This is a genomic window from Candidatus Pedobacter colombiensis (genome assembly GCA_029202485.1).
GTDB lineage: Bacteria > Bacteroidota > Bacteroidia > Sphingobacteriales > Sphingobacteriaceae > Pedobacter > Pedobacter colombiensis.
The window spans coordinates 451,779-475,732 of the sequence record CP119313.1; the positions used below are offsets into that span (position 1 = coordinate 451,779).

Below are 23,954 nucleotides of genomic sequence, written 5' to 3' on the forward strand. Positions count from 1 at the left end.
TGAATTAAAAAGTTGCGTTTAGACCAACAGAAATACTTCTCGTGATCGGCTGTGCATAGATGTTACCATAAGTTTCCGGATCAAAATAACCTTTGTAATCTGTACCGATTACGAAAGGATTTCTTGCCTCCAGGCTAATTCTCAAGCTATTTGCTTTTACTTTCCCAGCGATTGCTGCTGGCATAGTGTATCCTAAACGGATGCTGTTGATACGTACATAGCTCATATTTTTCACGAAAATATCCAGGGCTTGGTAGCTATAAGCTGGGTCATTGCCATCCTGCCAGCTATAAGCCATCCATCTATCACCATTAAAGCTATCTCTGCCATAAATTCCAGGTAAGGTACTGCCTGTATTTGTTGGAGACCAGGCATTAAGAATATCTCTTGAATAATTCCTTCCACGATCTACTTGTGAAGGATTATAAGTTGGCGTAGTTCTCACTAATTTATTGATATTGAAAAGTGCAGAGATCGATAAATCGAAATTCGAATAACGGAAACGGTTGGTCAAACCACCTATAAACTGTGCATCGCCATCACCTGCATAAGTATATAGATCCTGGAATGCTTTACCTGTGTATTTGCTATTTACAGCATAACCTGCTAACCATTCCACATCGGCATTTGGATCATATAATCCGTAAAACTCTTCCAAAGAAAGCTTCTTGCCATCTCTAACAAATATAGGAAGACCGTCTTTGTCTAATCCATCCGTTTTAATAACCCAGATTCCATTTACAGGATAGCCTTCCTTAGACGGCATAAACTGATTGGGACGAACCTTTTCTCTGATTACCTTACTTTTGTTATGGGCAATATTGAAATCAGTTGACCATGAGAAGTTAGCTGTATTGAGGTTTCTTGTAGAAATGGTCAACTCTAATCCTTTATTTCTCAATTGAGAGAAGTTAGAGCTGGTAAAATCAAAACCATTTTCTTGTTGTAACTCTTCAACACCGATTAAATCTTTACTGAAACGGTTGTAATAATCAAAAGTTACCTGAACAGCATTTTTGAATATTCCAAAGTCAACACCCGCATTGAAAGTAGAAGTTTTTTCCCATCTCAACTTATTGTTCGGCGGACTAGTTACTCCAATAGTTGGCTGTGTTGGACCTGGAAGAATACCGGTGTTGGTATAAGTTCCTACTACAAAAGGAGAAGTACTTTTATCTATGTTTCCTTGTAAACCGTATGAAGTACGAACACGTAGGCTCGAGATCCAGGAGATATTTTTGATAAATTGCTCTTCACTAGCATTCCATGCACCAGACAAGGAATAAATAGGTAAATATCTGTATTTAGGGTCTACACCGAATAAGTCAGATCCATCATAACGAATACTACCATAAGCGGTATATTTTCTGTCGTAAGTATAAGATAAGGTACTATAAAAAGAAGCATAAGCATTTTCAACAAACTCTTTTTTATAAGGAATCAAATCACTTGCGTTGGCATAACCTTGGTCTGGATAAATAACTCCTTTACTAGTTAAGGTACGTTCGTTAAAACCAAAAGCTCTTGTTGAGATGGCTTCATTATTAGTTCTTCTGAATTCCGTTCCTGCAAGGGCCTCAATTTCATGCTTTTCAGCAAAAACCTTTTTATACTCTAAAATTGTTTTCCAGTTGTATTGGAAACTATTTGCATTTTGATTGTAAATCGTTCCTCCCTGAGGGATAAAAGATTCATATTTTTTGGTGCTGGAGTTCCAAAGCTCATACTTCTGTCTGTATTTACGCGTATAATAGGAATCTTGTCCACCAAATTTCTCTATGCCAGTATCTTCAAATTGAAGACCCAATTCCGTACGAAGATTCAAATTTTTATGGATCTGATAGCTCAGGTCCAAGATTGCTTTTAGGCTCTTGTTATCTAAAGTATAACGTGTGTTTTCACGTTCTTCAACCGCATTAAAAGGAATATAGGCATCGCCACCACGGTTACCAAAAATATCAGGATCGTAGTTAAAACCGCCAGTTGCATTTCTCACGGTTTGGTAAGGATTGACATTCCTTGTATAAGTACTAAGGTTGGTAAATGCATCAACATCTGCCAGATAATTTGAACGGGTCGTTTTTGAACCAAAAACTGCTGCCCCTGCTTTCAACTTCTGAGAGATGTTAAAATCAGTTTTCAAGGTCATGTTGTAACGCTCTAAACCGGTTTGTTTAGTCGTTCCTTTTTCATTGTAATAACCGCCAGAGAAATAATAAGTAGCCTGGTCGCTACCACCTGATAAACCTAAAGTATATTGCTGGTTAATGGCATTTTGATAAATTTCTTTACCCCAATCTGTTCCATCTGCTCTTAAAGCATTGATCGCTTCCTGAGTTGAAGAATTCAAAGCAGAAAAACCACCGGTTCTGTATTTATTCAATTCACCGTTTTTTTTCAAAATTCTGGCTATTTCACCGTTACCGGCTCTGTAGTCTAAGTCTGTACGATTAGCCATGCCCAATTCAAAGTCCACTTTTTCAGTAGCATTCATCAGGTTAAGCTTCGATAAGTCTGGACGCTCTGAAATAAATGTATTTGCAGAGAAATTGATAGCCATCGGTCCTTTCTTTCCTTTTTTGGTAGTAATAACAATTACACCATTCGCTGCTCTGGCGCCATAAATGGCAGTAGCTGCAGCATCTTTAAGGATCGTGATGTCGGCGATATCATCAGGGTTTAAACCTGCAATAGGTAAGTTGCGCAATTGATCAATATTGTCTTTTTCAATGGTATTTGGCAAATTGGTACCGTCTAAAGGCAGGCCGTCCAATACCCATAACGGATCTTGTGAACCGTTTAAGGAAACTGTACCACGGATTCTGATCTGCGGCGCAGCACCGGGACCACCAGTAAGGTTTCCAACAGCAACACCAGCAACCTGTCCTTCTAACATTTGGTCAATACCGGCAACACCAGTCTGACGTATTTTGTCATAGTCAACTTTCGCAATAGAGGTCGTGTTCTTACGTTTAGAAATATCCGTATAACCGTTTACAATCACCTCGCTCAACACCTTGTTGTCGTTGGTTAAAGAAACCGTAATCTTAGTTTTGTTGGTAATATTTACCATTGCTGTATTGTAACCCAGATAGCTCACTTTTAAATAAGTAGTTCCGGCAGGAACCTTTAAAGTAAAATGGCCATCCATATCCGTCATTGCGCCAATAACAGTGTTCTGTATCACGCCTGGGCTCGACTGCTCACCAATTCCGGATTTATCCACGAAAACTGAAGCTCCGGGGATGGGTTTGCCGTCGTCTTCCGACAGCACCGTTCCGGTAACTGTGGTTTGTTCCTGGCTATAGCCTTTAAGGCCAAGTGAGAGCAGCAGAAAAAATAATAAAATTTTATTCATTTGTACTTATTTATTGATGGTTTAATTGATTTTTAAGTTTTGACGTATTCTTAGCATAAGGTCCATGTAATGGTTCCTTGTCTCTTCATCACCGCTGTTTTTATTCTTTTCTAGCAGATTTAGGATCTTCATCAGTTCAGCTCTTTTTGCCGAGGCCACATCAGAAACCCTGGTCATAGAACTTACATGAATATTTCTAAGTTCATCACCTTTAACAGCTGTATTGTCTTTAAAAGCACGAGGGGTAAGGTCACACAATTCAGGTAAATTGCTTTTTACTAAGGGTTGAAGGGCTTTTTTACTTACCTTTTCCATTAGCTTGTCAGCACTTACAAGCAAAACATCTACATAGTTTTGTTGGGTCATTCGCTCCTCAAGCGATAGTGATTTACCTTTTAGCGTCTGTTTAAATGTTGTCTCCCTAATCTCTCTCAGCAGTTGCGAAACTGTATATACGTCATCTTTTCCATAAATGGATTCCATCTCTAATAACCTTAATAAACGATCATCTGCCAATAAATTGTACATCAATGAGGATTGTTGTTCACGTTTTAGGTTATAAGGTCCATATTCAAAAGGTCCAAGAGGGGTATCCTTAATGGCAAAAGTGCTAGACAACAGGGGTGGATTAAACAACCATTGTGGGAGGTTGAACAACTCTTTTTTCAGGTAGTTCATTGCTTCTTCCTGTATGGCTTTAGGTACCGGGGTATAGGCTTTTTTGCCATCACCAGCTACAGGGTTTTCCAGGTAATAGCCACCAATGTTAGCCATTACATGATCTGCATAGGTATTCCATTGCCATACTGTAGCCATATAAAGTTTACCTGCCTGGTAATAAGAATCTCCAGGTTCAGCCGCCCAGTTTAAAATTTGAGGAACCAAGCGTTGCAGATTTTTTAAGCCATATTCACTGGCTTTCATGGCATTATCGCCCAGGTCTTCAGATTGTGCTCTTGGATCTACTACCACACTTTGTTGCTCACCATAATGGTACAAGGGATCGTTCTGATGTGCTTTGATCCACTCTTTTTGTGTTTCCAGCTCTTTGCGTGGGTCTTGAGTATCTAACCATCTGTATCCCCATGCAATGGCATATTTATCATATACGCCAATTTGCGGAGTAATGTTGGTTACGTGATCTTCAGGTTGAGCTACGTAGTTAAAACGCGCATAATCCATAATAGAAGGCGCTGTTCCACCCATTTTAGCTGTGTAACTTGGAGAACGTAATGAATCAACAGGGTAAGCTACCGAAGCACCCATATTGTGTTTTAAACCCAAAGTATGACCAATTTCATGTGAGGACACAAAGCGGATAGCATGACCCATTTGTTCCACACTAAAGTTGTTTTTTCTTGCTCCGGTATCAATAATGCCCGTTTGTACGCGCATCCAGTATTGTAATGAAGTCATCACGTTGTGCCACCAGATCACATCTGATTCCAGAATTTCACCTGAACGAGGATCTACTACTGCAGGGCCCATTGCATTTGATTTTGGTGATGCAGCATAAGTAACTACAGAATAGCGAACATCATCGCCATCAAAATCGGCTGAATCTGTAACCAATTTAGCTTGAATGGCATTTTTAAAACCAGCAGCTTCAAATGCTTTCTGCCAATCGTGTATACCGTCAATGATATACGGTCTCCATTGTTTTGGAGTAGAGGGGTCTATATAAAACACGATAGGCTTAGCCGGCTCCACCAGCTCACCTTTTAAGTAACGTGCTCTGTCTTCCGGTTTAGGCTCTAGCCTCCATTTGGTAATCAGTTCCCTGGTTTCCAGTTTTTGTTGTGTATCCGAAAAATACCATCTTGGCGTGGTGAAATAGCCAACTCTGTTGTCCGCAAAGCGAGGCTTCATAGGTGCTTCAGGCAGCAACAATATATTTGTAGTTACTGCTACACTGATAGCAATGCTACTTTGTCCCTCTGTTACTGATGTACTCAATAATGAACGTACCACTACATTTTCAGGGAAGCTTTTAATGTGCTCAATGCCCGATAACGCTGTTTTTGGACTTGTGCCCAAACCGATAAGAGTAAATACATCATTAAAGCTTTTTTCAGTACCATCAAATACTTTATTTACTTTAATCACTACTGCCGATGAATCGGGTGAGTAGGCTTCGATTTTAAAGGATTCAATTACCGAACCTACGAAATTGTCTTTTACCGATTGGGTAATGGCATCTCCTGCAGGGGATTCTACTTGCGGAACAATGGTTTTTACCCAAACTGTTTTTGCCAGCTTATTTGGATGAAAGCGAATAACTTTATTCTCATAATTCATCCCTTTGTTTAAGCCGGCCTCATTAATGGCCATAGGAACCGAAGAAATTTTGTTGACTACCAAAAAGTCCTTATCCATCAGTCTTAGTGGAATCTCGAAATAGTAATCTGTTTCTACCTGATGTACTTTGAATATACCATTAACAGTTGTTGCTTTCTTTAATAAGGATTTATAGTCCTTTAATGTGTTTTTTTTAGTCGTATCCTGATCGGCTTTCTTTTTAAGCGAATCAGCGCTGAGTTTTTTTACTGCAGCTTTAGGAAGTTTTTTAGAAGTTTGCGCATTTACACCAATCCCTGAGATAAGAATAAATAAAGCTATAAGCGAAGTCTTATTTAAAATCATAAATCTAAAATGCCTGAATGTTTGTGTATTATGAAACAATACCGCGTGGGCTGGCACTTTTAGTAGTGTGAAAGCGCAGTTTTAGGGAGTGAAAAAAATGTTAATTGAGCGTTATTCCTATGTTAAGCTTCAGGGAGTTGCAATACCGGGAGATAACATTTGTAGAGTTGGCCTTCCACACCATACCTCAACTGCCCTGTGCCAAAATAGGCATAGGTACTTTGAAGATAGTTTAAGCCTTGCTTGCTGGAGTCTCTAACATCACTGCGCAACTGGAGGTTATTGGTCACTACAATATAGTCGTCCACACTTTCAATATTGATCTTAAGCGGCTTCTCTTTCGAGAGCATATTGTGTTTTACTGCATTTTCAATCAGGGTTTGCAAACTCATAAATGGGATGTGCTCCTGAAGGTGGACATCAGAAATTCTCAATTCCAAAGGTTCAAGTGCATCGCCAAATCTTATCTTCAGTAGAAAGAAGTATTCATTTACAAATCGGAGTTCTTCGGCAACGGTGGCCAATCCATTAGGATAAGACTCAAGCACATATCGATACACCCTTGATAATTTTACCACAAAGGATTGTGCAAGCTCAGGGTCTTTCTCAATCAGTGCATTCAATGAACTTAAAGAATTGAAAAGAAAATGGGGGTTTACTTTTTCTTTAAGGGTATTGAGTTGTAGCAAGGCATTTTCCTTTTGCTGGCGTTCGGCAATAAGGCTTAGCGCTTGTTTTTCAAGTGATAATTCCTTCCTGTTCATCTCCAATTGTTGGCGAAGCATAAATTCCTTTTGCCATTTGGCCTGCGACCAGGAAATCAGTAGCAGTATAATTAATGCCGCAGAAATGAACATGATCATCATGTACTTTTCAATAATTTTTACATCCTCGTCTACAGCCAGAACAGGGGTGTCGATTACCATTGTCCATTTCATTGAGGCTATGTTTAAAGGCGTATAATAACGTACCACAGGAAGTTGTAAATAGGATGAAGTTACTATTTCATAACTGCTAATGCTGTCTGCAAGTAAAGTTTTTCCGGAAGAATGACTTACAGGGACCAGCATTTTGGTACCTATTAGTTTTTCAACAGGGTTGGTTACATAATAGCCCTTTTCATCAGTAATAAATGCATAAGCTCGGCCTACTGTATCTACACTCCATAAGTAACGCTGAAGTTCTTTAAGGTTAATATCCAAACCAAACATCAGTACTGATGAGTCTGCGAGTTTATGCCTGGAGGCGATTAGCCAATGCAAGGTATCTGTTACAGAAATCAGTGCTCCATTAGTGCCGGTAGTATCTTTATGAAGAAGCTGGTTTTGAACCCAGTTTTTCTGATCTTTTAAAATAGGGGTATGATTGTATGCATTACCTTTTTTTTGAATTGCTTTGTAAATGGTATCATTTTTACTGGCGATGGCGTACCAGCCTTTATTTATTTTAGGGTGACTAAGTAAGAGGGCTTCAACCATTCTCTCATGAGCAATAAAATCGTTTTTAGAATGAATTTCAGGTAAAATGGTTTCTGAATCGTTAATTCCTTTTGTAAATCCCTCAAATTCATTGTGCATGATATTAGATTTTAGCTGGTATATTTTAGTAGCCAACTCTATACTAATCTGCTCTGTGCGTTTACTCAGCTTACCTGACATGAAAAACCATATCCCTGCAAAGCATAGAAACATAAATATTCCTATGATAATAAAGTACCTTGAGCTGTATATCGGAAATTTCATTATTTTACAAAGATGTAAAAAATAAGACAAACAGATACTTAGATGGTAGGACTGATGTACATCGTAGTATTAGCCCCCTTACTTAAGCTCATAGTAACTCCGCCTTCCTAATGCAATTAGAGCGCCATGAGTCCGCCTTTTTCTAGTAAAAAGGCGGACTCATGGCGGACTCACTGCGGATTGATACCAAGAGCATGTGGAACGTGTCTTATACAGGTTCCTATATATATTCTCAAAGTTGTTTTATAAAAAAAGAGGGTGTCTGAAAAGACACCCTCCGAGAGCATGATCCGTTTAGGGGGCACACCTGCTCAACCAATAGAAATTAATAACCAGGATTTTGATAGTTCTTCTTTTCCTCCGGTGTCATATCCAAAGCATCCAGCTGTGATTGCGGGATGGGACGTAGATAATAGTTCGGGGTAATTGTACGGGTGAACGTACCGACTGTATGATCGTTCCAATCGTTAGCATTGGTCTTACCGGCGATGACAAAGGTACTGCTGAGTTCGATCCACTTCTGCGTGCGGGACAAATCGAACCAGCGATAGCCTTCACCGAAGTATTCACGGCTTCTTTCGGCAAGGATATAGTTGATATCAATGGTAACTGGAGTAGCTGCGATCATAGCTACGCTGTTATCTTGTATCTTAATGACATTGTTGCCGTTGTCAAAGCTCCACTTGCCGGCGCGGGCGCGGATCACATTGATCAAACCTCGGGCCGTTCCATCATTGGAATAGACGCCGGTAACGGCTTTGGTCACAGCGCCTTTAACTGCTGCTTCGGCTGCAATAAAGAATAGTTCGGAGAACTTAGCCACAGGGAATGGGCGGGTTACACTACCGTTTGGAGACCCAAGACCGCCATTATTGTCTGTGCGGTAAGGGCCTAGTTTCCAATTGCCCGGATAACAAATACGGCTAAAGGCACTAGGCTCAATCACAAAATCTGCTCTTGCAGGCAAAACTCCCGCGCCAACCGTACTCTTGAATGTTGAATTCGAGTAGTCCACACCGCCTACATCAGCAGGCAAGAAGGTCAGTATCGGCTCGTTGTTAGCCACTGGCAAGAAATTAGCATTGTACACGTAAGTGGCATTTAATCCGGCCTCTTTAAAATTGCTACGATAACGGGTAACGAAAGTTCCATCATAACGTGAGTCATTCGTTTTATCCGCAAAGGTTGTCTTGAATACAGCCTGTGGAGGGGCTAGCATGGTCCATGGACGGCCTAACGATTGAACTGCCGCACGCTGTACGGAATTATAAGGAGTCCAGCTTGTGTTTGATTTACTGCTCTGGATATTGGTATAGTTCCATTGCCAGAACCAATGCGCGAAGCTATCGGTACTGAAACCACCGGTGCTATAACCCAGGTCGCCACCATTATAGAGACTGCTGGTTTGCGTGTGATCAGCATACAACATAGTCTCACTGTTGCGGTCGTTGGTTGCTATGCTTATATCATAGAATGTTGGTTGCAAGCCAGATGACCCAGGATTTTGGATCGCGGTTACAGCTACATCATAGGCCTGTTGGAAATACCAGGCTGCATCATGGCCTGCAGGGTCAGTTCTTTGTGCACTTGGGTAGGTAGGAATGTTATTCGGATTTTGCAACCACCAGGCATACGTCAGATAGGCCTTTGCCAGAAATAGGCGTGCAACAGTTTTTGTAACGCCGCCCACCACTCGGCCAGAAGCTGGCAATTGGTCAATGGCTATCAGGAGATCGGGGAATATTCCTTTGGTATACACTTCCGGTACGGTATTGCGTTTGGAAGTCCTTACGGTTGACGTATTGAATTTTAATTCACCGGCACCAAGGTCCAGGGGGACTCCGCCAAAGGTCTGAACCAGCAGGAAATAATCGAAGGCCCTGAAAAATCTAGCTTCAGCAATCAGTGCATCGGAAACACCCACAGCTGCACCATTCTCGATCACACCGCTAGCGGTATTGATATTGGGGAATGCTGCGCCCCATAGGACGCCCGTGTTACTGGTTGCGGGATCGATAGTCCCAACGCCGGAAAAGTCAAGGTTCCTGACGTTGCCGTCAGAGTTCTGACCCCAGGTCGCTTCATCCGTGCTGATTTCGTTGGAATTAAGGAAGTAGCCGTTACCGTACATCAAGCGCAGGTGGCCGTAGAGGGAAGTAATGCCGCCCTGTACACCTGCTTGTGTTTTGAAGTACTCCGGCGTAAAGATGCCACGTGGATTTTCATCCAGGACCTTTTTGCAGCTGGTCAGCGCAAATATAGTAAGCACTGATAATTTGAATAGTTTAGTATATACTTTCATTGCCGTATATTTTAAAATGTTACATTAAGGCCTAATAAGTAGTTGCGTGTGTTAGGTGTATTGTAGCCTACTGTCAGCAACCTACGCTGTCCATCGCCATAGGTCACAGCCATATTGGCACTGTCATTTGCATAGCTATTAGGTTCAGGATCCATATGTGACTGCTTGTAATAAGGCGAGAAGAAGATAAATGGATTTTGGGCAGTAGCATAAACACGAAGCTTTTTAACTCCCATTTTTTGCATCCATTTTCCATCAACGGAATAGCCCAGTGTAAAGGCGCGGATCTTCATGTAAGATGCGTCAAAATAGCCGAGTGTCGAGCCATATTTAGGGTTGTTGCTATTCTTGGGTCCGTTCGGGTCAGGAAATTTGGCGTTCGGGTTATCCGGTGTCCAGTAATCAATATTGATCTGTCCACGGCGGCCGTCCTCCAGGTTGAGATAACCGTTGGCACCATAAAGTGTACTGTTAAGAATACCACCGTTCACAAAAGCACCGACAACCGTCAGGTCGATGTTGTGGTAAGTGACCCGGGTATTGAAACCACCCTGGAATTTTGGATCCGCATTTAGGATCTGACGGTCATCTGAGCCAATGAGACGGGTAGGCGAACCGTCAGGATTGTAACCGCCGGTGTACAGCACTTTGATCATGCCGACCTGACCACCGCTACCTTCATATTGCTTCACGGCGGCAGTTTCATTTGCCTGCCAGATACCGACTTTTTGAAAGTCATAAATTACGTTCAGCGGATGATCCACAAAAAGCCAGTTGATTTCGTCACGGGTCCGTCCGGAAGCCAGCGCAACAATCTTATTGACGTTACGGTAAAGATTCACACCGGCTTCCCAGGTCCAACCGTTTTTGTTGTTGATGATTGTACCGTTCAGCGAGATTTCAAATCCCTTGTTTTGGGTAGAGCCAACGTTGCCGGTATAAGAGCCTACACCGGATGTTGCTGGTAGCCCTACAGCCAATAGTAAGTCTTTGGTATCTGTAATGTACCCTTCTACAGTGCCGCTCAACCGGTTGTTGAATAAGGCAAAGTCGAGGCCGAGGTTTTTGGTTTTGGAATATTCCCAGCCCAACAGTGGATTCGGAAGTTGTGATACATAGTAACCATTAGCATTTGTAGCTCCGAAGTTGTAGGGACGTACTTTTAATTGTCCAAGGGTAGCGTAAGGAGCTATAGATTGATTGGAAGTCTGGCCATAGCCGGCACGTAGCTTCAGGGAATTGATCCAGTTGACGTCTTTTACGAATGATTCTTTGGCAATGTTCCAACCAACAGATACGGCCGGATAGCTGTGCCATTTATGGCCTGGAGCCAATCTGGAAGAAGCGTCACTGCGGAAGGTTGCACTTAGCATATAACGGTCATCATAAGAGTACATGATACGTCCCATATATGACATCAGGCCACTTACATAATAGCCTTGATTATCAGGATTAATTGTAATGTCATCATTATTGCCGGTAGAGGTCGCACCCAAGTTAAAATATTGGAAACTATCGCCTGCCAGGTTTTTTCGTCCGATTGAAGAGCTGTTGTAACTGGTTTGCTCTGATGAATATAAGGCCACGACATTGATGTTATGTTTCTTGGCAAAGGTCTTATCATAAGTAAGGAGGTTCTCCATTGTCCATTGAGTGGTCCTTGAATTACCGATCGACGCGGTATTAGGATTGTTTATGTCTGAACTGAAAACACCGATACCGGTATAGCTGCCCGAATTACCGGAGCGAAAGTTACCTCCAAGGTTCAGGCGATATTTCAGTCCGTCCACACCAGGGATCTTCATTTCACCGAATAAGGAGTTATAGGAACCGAAGTCTTTCGAGCGATTGGCGTACTTGTCGCCCAGGTCTTCTACCGTTTTTCGAGTATAGACCCATTGAACATCTTGCGGCATGGCAACGACTCTTTTGGTGCTGCCATCGGCATTGAAAGGATTGGCGATCGGCGACATGCTGAGTACACCATACATGCCTAAGTTGGCGCCATCGGTAATGCTATAGTTATTTGTGGTTGTAAAGCCTATACGGAACAATTTGCCAATCTCCTGATCAAGTGCCCCACGCAATGAGATACGGCTATATTGAGACAGCGGGATAGGGGCTTCATCCTGGTAGTAGCCTGCACCAAATTTATAATTGCCTTTGGCGGTACCACCAACTACGCTAACATCATGGTTCTGTACGCTTGCTGGACGGTAAAAAAGTTTCTGCCAGTCGGTATTGGTTGCGCCCGTAGGGTCCTCATCAAGACCAGGTGTTTTATTCAATCCGGCTCTTGCCCGCAAGGCGATATATTCGTTGGCTTGCATCATTGGATACTTCATGACACTCTTGGCACCATAATAACCACTGTATGTGACCTGAGGATCCTGATTCCGGTTACCCTTTTTTGTCGTGATCAGGATTACGCCATTAGCACCTCTGGAACCGTAAATGGCAGTTGCAGATGCATCTTTGAGGATGTCAAGGGTTTTGATATCCTCAGGGTTGATATCGGCGATCGAGCCACCGAATGGTATTCCATCAAGCACAATGAAGGGGTCATTCTCAGCGTTGATGGAACGTGTGCCGCGGATTCTGATCTGCATTGTTGCGCCGGGCTTTGAAGAAGTCTGAACGAGTTCGACACCGGCAATGCGACCCTGTAGGGCCTGCGAGATGTTGGGTGCAGGTACTTCATTCAAGCTAGCACCGCTAATTGAAGCGACCGAACCTGTCACTGCTTCTTTACGCTGGGTACCGTAACCAATAACGACCACATCATGCAGATTTTTTGTTTCCGGTACCATTGTGATCACCAGATTGGTTTGGTTGTTTACCAACTTTTCCTGGGTGGTGTGGCCTATGTAGGATATCTCCAGTATTGCATTGCCCGGAGCAGTAAGCTGGAACTCACCACTACTGTTCGTTACCGTGCCATTCTTGGTGCTCTTCACCTTAACAGAGGCGCCGGGTATGGGCAGGCCGGAATCGTCGATCACTTTTCCGCGGATCCTAATGTTTTGCGCATAAAGCGACAGGGAAAACATCATCAGGAAGGCTGCAACTATAAAAGCACATGTACTTTTATAGTGAGACCCGCTGTTGATAGTTACCTTTTTTGTTGAGTAAACTGCCATTCGCATAAGCTTACGTTTAATTAGGTTAATACAAGGTTAATATTTGATTAGATCTATTATTCCAGATATTCATCTGGTTGGTTCATAATATGATACTAAAGTAGGAATTATTTTTAATAATGCAATCGGTTGCATATTTTTTTTAAAAATTTCTCTTAAACCCGGTTTTATAGAACATTAAGTTGATCTTATGGTACTAAATGAAGGAGGTTTTAATTGGTAATTAGCTTATAATAAGCTGTTTATTTTTTTTATTGAGGTCTGCTTAGCATTAAGGAAATACCTGGCTGTGAGCGGAAATAGCATTAAAAAGTTCTTTGAACCGGCGAAAAAAGCCGGCTTTCACTCTAGTTGATTCACTAAAAAACGTCTGAAGTATGGAACAAATTCAATCGGTTTCATGGTGTGTGAATTGCGAAATAATTTTATTATTCAGTTTTGGCATGTCTGGAAAAAATAAGACAGCATAAAAAAACCGCCTCATAAATTAGTTATGAGACGGTTACTTTTCGTTTTCCTGGAAACGGAATTCGAATCTTCCTATATTGTTAATTCATACGGGCTGCCGGAATAACTTTCTTTGTCATTTTTTCCAGACCGGCAGCATAGCTGTCAAATTCGGCAGTTAACTGCGCTGTTAGTGCTTTTTTGGCTTCACTATCACCTTTAAACATAGCTTTCCAGGACACTGAAGCCTGGTTGTCCTTAGCCTTGGTAAATATGGCAATCTGGGCTGATTTAATTCCTTTCGGTAAAGCGGTATCAGCAAATTCCATAACCATCAGCTTGTTGTGAGGCTCATTTTGAACAACATTTTCTAAACGGCTGCCACCATTGGCGAAAGTAATTTTTCTGGATATGGGCATATTGGCATCAACAACTTCAATTCCTGTTACATAACCGTTCGAAGCTTTTTTCAATAGCTCAGGTTCGCTCAAAATTTTCCATACGGCATCTGCTTCCATATTTACAGTGACATCTTTGTTGACATCCCATTTAACCGTTTGCGCAGCTTCCATTTGTGCATTGGCTTTTAAAACAGATAAACCTGTTAAAAGCAACAATGATAATATGATCTTCTTCATTTTATTTTCTGTTTAAAAATGCTAGAAAAGGGCCAAATCATAAATCTGGCCCTTTAATTTTTACATGCCAAATATTTTTTTCATGGCTTTGTCCAGAGATTCTCCGCGAACGTTTTTCTCTACAATTTTTCCGTCCTTATCTACCACAACCAGGTAAGGAATACCACTGAACATATATGAGGCCATTACCGGTTTAGATTCTACTGCATTGATCTGTGGCCAGGCCATGCGCTCTTCATTCATTGCTTTTTTCCAGTCGGCTGGTTTAGCATCTACGGATACCGAAAGGATCTCCAGACCTTTATCTTTGTACTTTTTGTAAACTTCTTTCAGGTGAGGGATTTCCTGGCGGCAAGGTCCGCACCATGAAGCCCAGAAATCGATGATCAGATATTTGCCTCTGAAATCTTTTGGTCCCCATTTTTTGCCGTTCAGATCCGGATAAGCAAAATCAGGTGTTTTTTGTCCGTCAGCAATTTTTGCAGCCTGAGCAATACCATCCAGAATTTCTTTTTTTCTTTCTTTTGCCTGTGTCAGGTTAGGGAATTTTTTAGTCAGGTGATCAAGGGTCGACATGATCAGCTCCTGGTCGCGCTTAGGATTCAGGGAATTCAATGCATATAAAACAGATGGCTGGTCTTTGTATTTGTTAACCAGGTATTTGACGCGGAAGTCGCGATCTTTACTGATACGATCAAAGCCATCTTTCATGTAGTTGATCCATAAAGAATCTTTAGACAAACCTGCTCTGTACTGCTCCTGACCCACAGCAATCATTTGTTGATAATCAAGATAGCTCACCAGGTTTACATCGTTGATTACGTCGTTCGCTGCCGAAGTATTTTCCATATAGATGTAGGGTGGGTTTTTGATTTTCATTTTAGCAGTATCAATACCTCTTACGTTAACGTGGATATTGTCTTTATCTGCCCAGAAATCAATGCGGTCGAAGTAATAAACCCTTACCTGATAAAAGTCAGGATTGTCGGCTGGTACTTTAAATGAGAAATTGTTGTTGGCATCTACCTTTGTACTATCATAAGCTTTAAATGCTCTTTTAAATCCTTCTCCTTCATATTTACCCAGGTAAATAGGGTATTTGTTTTCTGTGTCGGGAAACTTTACGTGACCGGTGAATGTCACTGTTTTTCCTTTTTGGGCAAAGCTACTGCTTACCATTAACAACGCGGCAATTGCCAGTGTTAAACCTTTTTTAATCATGGTGTTTTTGTATTTTATTTTTAAGTTACTCTTAGTCTTTCATCATTGGAGGTGTCATCTGTCCTTTTTGGGCAGCCTCTTTCCTCAGGGTTTCTGCTTTAGCGGCCATTACTTCTGCTTCAGCAGTTTTGCCTTGTTTTTTTAGTGCTCTTTTTCTAAGGTCTGCAAGTTGGATATTGGCAAATAAGTTAGGATTGTTTCTCTCTACCTGATCTGCCCATCTTAAGGCATCTTTGTAATACTGTGCCGGAGCAGATGTTACTACATCATTGGCTGCACTAATTACAAAACCTGGTTTGCCTTGAAAATTTTCATCTCCCCAAACAGCATCTACCTTTGATACATATTTATCCCATTTGTTTGCAGCAGCAAATTCGATAAGGTCAAGTTGTGCCAACATTGGCTTTGAATATGCTGTTTCGCTACTTAATATTTTTCTGATTGCTACAGCTTTTTCGGCTGCGTCCTTTATATCAGTCTTTTTCTCATAAGCCCTTTTAACCGAATATACTGACATGTTCATCGTGCGTTGAAAGTACATGTTAACCTTCTCTGCACCATATTTCTTTTCTAACGCAGTTTTATTGTCAAATAAATAAGCAAAAGATTGAGCCGCCGGGTTGTTCAGGTATTTTAGTACCAATTCCCAGTTATGAGCTTCCAATAATGAAGCTTTTGGTAAGCCGTCAAAATAAACCTTTGCTGCAATCCCCATTTTATCAGCTTCGTAGGCTTTATCTAATGCTTCCATATAGGCTATAGCTGTAGCTTCGGAATGGTCGCCGCTGTTAAATTTCTTTGCCAGTCCAAATGCAGTGCTTTCTGGTTTCAAGGCTTTGTTTGCCTCTTCGATAAATTCGGGGGCAGACATGCTACCTACAATTTTATGTATTACTTCCCCATCACCATTGATAAAAAGGTAAGTAGGAAAAGCGCTTACACCATATTTATCTTTTAAGGCAGGACCTTCACCTTTTTCCATATCGAACTTAACGTTCAGAAAGGTTTGGTTAAACATGTCGGCCACATTGTCTTTGGTGAAAACATCTTTTGCCATCATTTTGCATGGGCCACACCAGGAGGTGTAAGCATCGAAAAAGATAACCTTGTGCTCTTTCTTTGCCAGGGCTAATTGCGATTTCCAGTCACCATCTTTAAACGCGATCTCCCGGTTTTGGGCAGTGGCGGATAGGGCAGCCAGGCAAGTTAATCCGATGAATAGTTTTTTCATTTTTAGTCAGCTATTTGGGTGGTTGTTATTTAGGATGTCCGGATTTTCCGGACATCCTAGTATTTATAATGGGTTTTGATCTAAATTTGGATTCAATTGAATTTCTATCAGTGGAAGCGGATAAACTACGAGTTTGTCATCCGGTTGAATTGTTAATGGAGTAGTGACAGAGTAGTCTATATACTTTCTTATCATTGGCAATCCATTACGGAAATTGTCAAACGAAGAATGTCCTTCCCAGGCTAGTTCCAGTCTGCGCTCATTTAATACTGCCTGAAATACAGTTAAACCCGCAGTTGCTAAAGTAGCAGTAGTCCATCCTGGCGCATTGGCCCTAACTCTAACCGCATTCAGGGCAATTAATGCATCGGTATTGTTTCCTGATTTGGCTAAAGCCTCCGCCTTGTTTAAATACAGCTCCGCTAAACGAAGGTAAGCTGTTCCACTTCTGCTTCTCGCGCTGAAATCGAAGCCACCTACAGGAGCAATCTGCTGATAATTATATTTGTTTACAGAATATCTGGTTTTGTCTGTTGTAGTGATCCTTTTGTCATTTTCAACAGTAATGAAATTCATTCTTAAGTCTGCCGGATTTTGCTTCAATAGATCCATGTAATCCGGTGATGCTGAATACTCACCCTGATAAGGATTACCAAATACATCTCTTGGTGTTAAGAACTCATTGATATAATTTCCATTGGCATCGTCATGTCTGAAACTGAATATAAACTCCTTATTGGCTTTACTGTCTGAAGCAAAAGAAGTACTATAAGCAGTTCCTGTGATTAGTGTGTATTTATTTGAGGTAATCACTTTGTCGGCATATTCCACAGCTTTGGCGTTATTTGCGTTTTGGGGTGCTCCTGGTGTGCCGCCCATGTAAAGGTAAACACGTGACAATAGTGCCCATGCTGCTTCCCTAGATGCATAATTGTTACCTCGAGTTTGTGTCATGAGGGTTGCTGCTTTTTCAAGATCTGAAATGACCTGTGCATATACCTCTTTAACCGTATTGCGTTTTGGCTGGTAATCTTTACTTACTAAAGAATTTAAGGAAAGGGGAACTGCCAAACTCTCGCCGTTGTTTTGATAATATGGACGACCATAAACGCGTACCAAGTTAAAATAGGCCAGGGCACGAAGGAAATAGTTCTCGCCTTTAACCTGATCATGAGCTGCATCTACACCATCTTTTACTGCGTCGATAACCTTATTGGTACCAAAAATCAGGCGATAGGATACGCGCCAAAAACTGGTTGTGGCGCCTTGACTTGGTGAATTTTTAAAAATATAGCTGTCATTTCTGGTTTCCGGATAGGCTTGAACAACAGAAAAGAGGTTATTTCCTTTTAGCTCGCTCACGTTAAACCAGCTCACATCATATTGTATATCACTAGCCGTGCCTACCAATAATGTATAATTGCCATTGGTAGCCAATGAAAGGCCATCAAGGGTGGTTAACAGCTCCGTATCAGCCTTATCGTTAAATGGACGGATATTTTCGTCAATATTTTTTTTGCAGCTAAATAAAACCATTGCTGCAAAACCTATATATATGGATAAAATGTAATTCTTCATTGTCTGAATGATTAAAAGGTTAACTGTAAGCCTAAAAGATATTTACGACTGGCGCCATAGCCGGCACTTACGCCGTAATTGTTCTGATCAGTTGCCAATCCGCCTTCAGGATCTACTCCATAAAAGCTCTTTTTAGTAAAGATGTACAGGTTGTCGCCGCTAACATAGATGTTAGCTCTTTTTAACTTAACCGCACTAATTAGTTGTGCCGGTAGTGAATAACTTAAACGAACATTACGTACTCTGATATGAGTGGCATCTTCCCAGAATCTTGAAGTTGATTGATTGGCACCATCAGTACGGTTACGATAAATCATAGGCTCTGTAGCAATATCGCCTGGTTTCTCCCAAATTGATTGTCCTGAACTCGGTTTAATCTGGTTGCCTTTCAATAGGTCATTCCCCTCAGAAGAGAAGTAAGTAGGTCTTGAGTTGTTATATACTAAGTAATCTGCTGCAAAGTTTAACAATACGGATAGTTCAATGCCTTTATAACCGAATGTATTGAGCATACCGCCATAATATTTAGGTGTGGTATTTCCTATCAGTTGTTGTTGTCTGCTCAGGTCATCACCAGTTAAACCTTTAGAAATGTCATCATAAGTGTTTACAACTTTGCTGGTAATGGCATTGGTTACCGGATCACGTTCCAGACGCTCAAATTGAGGTTGGCCGGTTTGGGGGTCTACACCCAGCCATTTGTATGTATGTACACTGCTAATGTCATCACCTTCTTTGACGACTCCTGCATTTCCAAAAATGATTTTTCCACCATTTAATTTTTCAACTTTGTTTTTGTTGAAGGTCAGGTTTAAGCTTGTTTCCCATTTAAATGCGCCAACCAGATTTTTGCTATCCAGCACAATTTCAACTCCATGGTTTAATATAGCACCTATGTTTTGGTATTGGCTAGGTACACCCAATAAAGATGAAGTTGCTACTTTTTGCAACAGACCTGTAGTGCGTTTGCGGTAAAAATCAGTGGAAAGGGATACGCGGTTAAACAAGCCTAGATCGATACCTAAGTTGGCAACATGAGCATGCTCCCAGGTAATCTGTCGGTTTCCCAATTGATTGATTATACCCGAAGGATCGCCACTATATTGGTAAGCGAAATTATAGAAACTTTCTGTCAGGAAATCTTCACCGGCAATTTTTCCATTTGTTCCATAACTGCCCCTGATTTTTAAATTGGTCAGGTATTTATTGCCACGTAGAAATTGCTCGTTGGTGGCTAACCATGCGCCACTAACAGAATAGAAATTTCCCGCTCTGTTGTCTATACCAAAATTGGTAGAGTAGTCCATCCTGTAAGATGCATTTGCAAAATAACGATCGTCGTAATTGTAGTTTCCCTCAGTAAATAGAGAGTAAGACCCTCTTACAAATTTCTCTCCAATGAACGATTTACCCCCCGAAAATGTATTCCATACATCTGAAGCCGAAGAAGGAACTTTAATGCCTGTTGGCATGTTTCTAACCGCAAGCGCATTATATTCGCTGCCACCTTTGTTGTATTCAAAACCACCTATGCCACCTACTGTATGCAGACCGAATTTTTTACGTGCAGTAATTAAGTTGGAAGTTAAGAAGGAGTAAGAATTGGTTTTTCGCTGCGTCAAACTTCCTTTATTACCTAATCCACTAAGAGACAGACGATCTTTATAATCGTTGCTTGTGATGAAAGTCGTATTGTACGAGTTGTTTGATGATAACGTTAACCAGTCATACACTTTGTATTTTGCAGCAAATACACCCAGAACTTGTTGAGTATTGGTAATCGTGGAATTGAAGGGCATGTCATATAATGGGTTTTGAGTGATGTTGTTCAATACATCGGTTCCCATTACCTTTTTAGGTGTTCCATCGTCATTGTATGGTGTGTACCACGGCAGCAAGGTAGGAGAACCAGTGATCTGACTTCCATCCCCTTTATCAAAAATGGCACTTAAGTTTGCACTGAAAGTTAGTTTAGGGGTGATGTTTTGATCCAGATTCAGTTTAAAGCTATTTCTTTTTAGATCATTGCCTCTTAATGGTCCTTGTTCATCATAATTGTTGGCACCAAAATAATAACGTGTTTTTTCGGTTCCTCCTAACAAAGACATGTCTAAAGTTTTTGTCAAGCCGTTGCGATACAGTTGTTTATTCCAGTCTGTATTAGTACCTAGTACAGAAGCTGGTGGTAAATACTTAGCCATATAAGCATCCTGAGTCAAGTTTTCTGTTTTAATCGCGAAAGAGTTCAAGAGCATTTTGCGTTGATAATCATACAGCTCCTGGCTGTTCATGAATTCAATTTTGCCCATGTATCTTTGGCTGATACCAAAACTACCATTGATGTTTAACTGCGATTGCCCGGCAAGACCTCTTTTGGTGGTAATTACCAATACACCCTGACTGGCACGTGAACCAAATATGGCAGTAGACGCGGCGTCTTTTAACAAGGATATGGTTTCAATATCTGTTGAGGAAACAATATCACTTGGATACATCACATCCGAATAGATAATCCCATCGACTACGATTAAAGGATTAAGGTTATTGGTGACACGTAAGTTCGCATCAGGTATAGTACCTTGTCCGCGTACCACGAAAGTAGCTTTTTTATTCGGGTCGCCAGATGGTTCAGTAATGTACATACCAGCAACTTTTCCTTTTAACTGAGAAATCAGGTTGTTTGAAGTTACACCTTCCAATTGACGTGCGCTAAAAGTTTGCAGGGAACCGGTAATCTCACTGGCATTTTTAGTCGTGTAGCCCAGCACCACTGCTTCCTGTAATTGTGCAATAGCAACATTCAATACTACATTGATCTCTGAATCGTCGGTTTCGGTCACTACTTTTTCGATGCGTTTGCTTTCATAACCTACGGAACTGAAAACAATGCGGTAGGTACCTGGGGTAAGGTTTAAGGTAAAAGAACCATTAGCATCAGTCATGGTTGCCAGGTTTGTTCCATCAATTTTAACAGACACGCCGGGTATAGGGCCTTTACTGTCCGTTACTTTTCCACGTACCGGTTTTTTGGCTTCCGGACTGTCGTTTTTTTCGCCTACGGCCGGTTTTGGTTTAATGATAACTGTTTTGTTTACAATAACAAAAGTTAAAGGCTGGTTGCTTAGTGTTTGTTGAAGTGCCTGGTCAACGGTCACATTCTTTAAAGACAGGTTTACTTTTGATAGGTTGTTTCTTAATAAATCTATCTTGTAGAAAAAGGAGTAGCCACTCTGTTTTTCTATCTTTTTAATTACACTTTCTATGCTTGCGTTTTTTTCACTCAAGCTAATGTTTTGGCTAAATGCTACCGCACTTGCCTGTAAACTGATGATAAGTAAGCATATAATTAATTTCATGACCCTTAATGCGTCTAAAATTTTATTCATATTTTTGTTAGGTTTAGTCGTGGCGATACCGACTCCCTTATTTAAGAGATTCAGTTAGTTACGCCTCGATTTGGTTGATAATTTAATGTGGTCTATCAGGATTCATTTTTTTATTTACCGGGAACATTTATCCGGAAGTGGTCGAAACACTTTCGGATTTTTTTTACCCTGGTAAAATCGACTTTGTTATGATTTTACTATAAGCGTTCTCCCTTCTATTTTTAAGTTAATACCATTGATTTCAAATATTTTTAACACATCTGTAAGACTCAGATTTCTTGGGATTTTAAAGTGGAAAAGATCTTCAGGTGATCTGCCTTCAAATACCACATCTACATTGTACCAGCGGGATAATTGCCTCATGATCGTACCCAGATCTGATTCGTTAAATTGAAAGTAACCATTTTTCCAGGCTACGGCCTCGTCTATATCTACCGCATAAGCTGTTAAGCGATTGTTTTTTAAAAGTGATTGTTGTCCTGGTTTTAAGATCACATTGTCTTGTTCCTGTGTCACGGTTGTATTTACACGAACAGAGCCTTCCAGTAATGTAGTTTTGGTGTTATTTTCATCCGGATAACTGTTCACGTTAAAATGTGTACCCAATACTTCAATCTTCTGTTTATCTGTTACTACAATGAAAGGAACTCTTTTATCCTTGTTCCTTGATCCTTGTTCTTTGCTCTTTATTCCTTGCTCTTCAATGGTCACTTTAGCTACTTCAAAATAAGCTTCACCTATTAGTTCAACTTTGCGTTCATCTTTACCAAAAACGGCAGGATATTTTAAGGATGATGCTGCATTGAGCCATATTTTAGTGCCATCCGGTAGATTAACCTGATACTGACCTCCGCGTGGGGTAGCGATGGTGTTATAGGCTTCTGAGGCTGTAGCGTCTTTCTCTGCCTTGGCAGTGATGTTATAAACTAACTGTCCATCTGCTGTTTTGTTAATAGCAATTCCTGCTTGTTGCGCAATTTCTCCATCTGTTACACTATCGAGGTTAATTACAGCTCCATTTGCAAGTGTAAGTGTAGCCTTATTTTTACCCGCTGGAATATCGACGGTGTAGTTTGCATCCTTCGATTTACTGTTATATTTAGTTTTAATGCCGAAATATATTCCGGCTGAAACCACTACCAGTATCGCTGCTGCTATTGCAGCATAACGATACCAGTAGGTTTTTCTGACAACAGGTTTTTTATGATGTGTTAATATGTTTTCCAGGACACTGTTGGCTGCAGGAAATATTAATTCTTCAGTTGTGTTCATGGTATTCCATGTACCGTCAAGTAGTTCGGTGATTGTCCGATCCTCTTGTTTTTGAGCGATCATGGATAAGAATTCCTCCCGCTCGGCAGCAGTGCAGGTGTTATCAATATATTGCTGATATAAATATGTTAATCTCGTGTTCATGGGATGATGTTTATCCTGCCTTTATTGTAAAGACCCCTAAGAAAGAGGTGTGGAGTAGTGGAATTGAAAAAAAAGTTAATTAATGTTTTTCGCCGAGGAAAGTCATTAGGATAACCAGTATGGCAATGTCTGTATGTGTACTTACATAATTGCGTAGAAAACGTAGGGCATGTTGCATGTGCGTTTTTACAGTAAGTTTAGATATATTGAGTTTTTGGGCGACTTCTTCATACTTTAGGCCTTCCTGATGGCATAAACAGTAAACCAGTTTTTGCTGTGCAGGTAGCTTTTCAATGGCCTCGTTTAAGATCTTTTCCGAATCTTTAAATATGATATATTCTTCTGTATCATTATGGTCTTCATGGTAATCATGAACCATCATTCGGTTGGTTTTAATCTCCAATGCTATTCTGCGCAAAACTTTTAAGGTATGATTTCTGGTGAGCACACGGAGATAGGCATCTAGATTTTCAATATGAGAAAGTTGTGCCTCCAGGTTCCATATTTTTACAAATACTTCCTGCACAATTTCTTCTGCAAGGGTATCGCTTTTTACAATCTTTAGAGCGTATTGGAAAACTTTGGGGCTATAATGGTGAAAGAGCTCGCTAAATGCTTTTGCATTACCTGTTGAAACCAGAAGTAGTGCTGCCTTTTCATCAAAAAGATTTTCTTTACGTTTAAATTGTATCATTTTATCTCCCGGGTTCATTGCACCCGGATCCATTCCCTGAAGTAAAATTAGGTATTAGAAAGCTGATTGTTAAATAATTATTCTGAAATTGTGAATTTTGTTGATTAATATGAAGTAAAATGACACAAAAGCCCCTGCATCACGTATGATGAAGGGGC

The 23,954-nt window shown here is 40.8% G+C and carries 12 protein-coding genes; all 12 read right to left on the reverse strand.

Annotated features, from left to right (window positions below; all coding sequences use genetic code 11):
- Positions 1–4 precede the first annotated feature (4 nt).
- The 12 genes from P0Y49_01995 to P0Y49_02050 all read right to left on the reverse strand — a co-directional run bounded on the left by P0Y49_01995 (position 5) and on the right by P0Y49_02050 (position 23,796).
- Entirely contained in the window at positions 5–3,358 is a 3,354-nt protein-coding gene (locus tag P0Y49_01995; protein WEK19924.1) for a SusC/RagA family TonB-linked outer membrane protein, read from the reverse strand.
- 21 nt (positions 3,359–3,379) lie between these two features.
- Positions 3,380–6,001, reverse strand: coding sequence for a zinc-dependent metalloprotease (locus tag P0Y49_02000; GenBank protein WEK19925.1), 2,622 nt, complete (start codon positions 5,999–6,001; stop codon positions 3,380–3,382).
- 122 nt (positions 6,002–6,123) lie between these two features.
- Positions 6,124–7,743: a histidine kinase gene (locus P0Y49_02005; GenBank protein WEK19926.1), complete on the reverse strand. Its 1,620-nt coding sequence runs from the start codon at positions 7,741–7,743 to the stop codon at positions 6,124–6,126.
- Positions 7,744–8,068: 325 nt separating this feature from the next.
- Positions 8,069–10,045: a RagB/SusD family nutrient uptake outer membrane protein gene (locus tag P0Y49_02010; GenBank protein WEK19927.1), complete on the reverse strand. Its 1,977-nt coding sequence runs from the start codon at positions 10,043–10,045 to the stop codon at positions 8,069–8,071.
- A gap of 11 nt (positions 10,046–10,056) precedes the next feature.
- Positions 10,057–13,095, reverse strand: a complete 3,039-nt coding sequence (locus P0Y49_02015) for a TonB-dependent receptor (GenBank protein WEK21767.1) — start codon at positions 13,093–13,095, stop codon at positions 10,057–10,059.
- A gap of 638 nt (positions 13,096–13,733) precedes the next feature.
- Positions 13,734–14,270 carry an SRPBCC family protein gene (locus P0Y49_02020; GenBank protein WEK19928.1) on the reverse strand — a complete coding sequence of 179 codons (537 nt, stop codon included), beginning with the start codon at positions 14,268–14,270 and terminating at the stop codon, positions 13,734–13,736.
- Positions 14,271–14,330: 60 nt separating this feature from the next.
- Positions 14,331–15,491: a TlpA disulfide reductase family protein gene (locus tag P0Y49_02025; GenBank protein WEK19929.1), complete on the reverse strand. Its 1,161-nt coding sequence runs from the start codon at positions 15,489–15,491 to the stop codon at positions 14,331–14,333.
- A 31-nt stretch (positions 15,492–15,522) separates the two neighbouring features.
- Positions 15,523–16,722: a thioredoxin fold domain-containing protein gene (locus P0Y49_02030; GenBank protein WEK19930.1), complete on the reverse strand. Its 1,200-nt coding sequence runs from the start codon at positions 16,720–16,722 to the stop codon at positions 15,523–15,525.
- A 63-nt stretch (positions 16,723–16,785) separates the two neighbouring features.
- Positions 16,786–18,300 (reverse strand): RagB/SusD family nutrient uptake outer membrane protein, encoded by a 1,515-nt coding sequence (locus P0Y49_02035; GenBank protein ID WEK19931.1) that lies wholly within the window; start codon positions 18,298–18,300, stop codon positions 16,786–16,788.
- An 11-nt stretch (positions 18,301–18,311) separates the two neighbouring features.
- Positions 18,312–21,686, reverse strand: coding sequence for a SusC/RagA family TonB-linked outer membrane protein (locus P0Y49_02040; GenBank protein WEK19932.1), 3,375 nt, complete (start codon positions 21,684–21,686; stop codon positions 18,312–18,314).
- A gap of 186 nt (positions 21,687–21,872) precedes the next feature.
- Positions 21,873–23,102 carry a FecR domain-containing protein gene (locus tag P0Y49_02045; GenBank protein WEK19933.1) on the reverse strand — a complete coding sequence of 410 codons (1,230 nt, stop codon included), beginning with the start codon at positions 23,100–23,102 and terminating at the stop codon, positions 21,873–21,875.
- 79 nt (positions 23,103–23,181) lie between these two features.
- Positions 23,182–23,796, reverse strand: a complete 615-nt coding sequence (locus P0Y49_02050) for an RNA polymerase sigma-70 factor (GenBank protein ID WEK19934.1) — start codon at positions 23,794–23,796, stop codon at positions 23,182–23,184.
- Positions 23,797–23,954 lie beyond the last annotated feature (158 nt).

Coding starts and splice junctions, on each gene's coding strand:
- P0Y49_01995 (WEK19924.1), bottom strand. CDS start 3,358: ATGAATAAAATTTTATTATTTTTTCTGCTGCTCTCACTTGGCCTTAAA.
- P0Y49_02000 (WEK19925.1), bottom strand. CDS start 6,001: ATGATTTTAAATAAGACTTCGCTTATAGCTTTATTTATTCTTATCTCA.
- P0Y49_02005 (WEK19926.1), bottom strand. CDS start 7,743: ATGAAATTTCCGATATACAGCTCAAGGTACTTTATTATCATAGGAATA.
- P0Y49_02010 (WEK19927.1), bottom strand. CDS start 10,045: ATGAAAGTATATACTAAACTATTCAAATTATCAGTGCTTACTATATTT.
- P0Y49_02015 (WEK21767.1), bottom strand. CDS start 13,095: ATGTTTTCCCTGTCGCTTTATGCGCAAAACATTAGGATCCGCGGAAAA.
- P0Y49_02020 (WEK19928.1), bottom strand. CDS start 14,270: ATGAAGAAGATCATATTATCATTGTTGCTTTTAACAGGTTTATCTGTT.
- P0Y49_02025 (WEK19929.1), bottom strand. CDS start 15,491: ATGATTAAAAAAGGTTTAACACTGGCAATTGCCGCGTTGTTAATGGTA.
- P0Y49_02030 (WEK19930.1), bottom strand. CDS start 16,722: ATGAAAAAACTATTCATCGGATTAACTTGCCTGGCTGCCCTATCCGCC.
- P0Y49_02035 (WEK19931.1), bottom strand. CDS start 18,300: ATGAAGAATTACATTTTATCCATATATATAGGTTTTGCAGCAATGGTT.
- P0Y49_02040 (WEK19932.1), bottom strand. CDS start 21,686: ATGAATAAAATTTTAGACGCATTAAGGGTCATGAAATTAATTATATGC.
- P0Y49_02045 (WEK19933.1), bottom strand. CDS start 23,102: ATGAACACGAGATTAACATATTTATATCAGCAATATATTGATAACACC.
- P0Y49_02050 (WEK19934.1), bottom strand. CDS start 23,796: ATGATACAATTTAAACGTAAAGAAAATCTTTTTGATGAAAAGGCAGCA.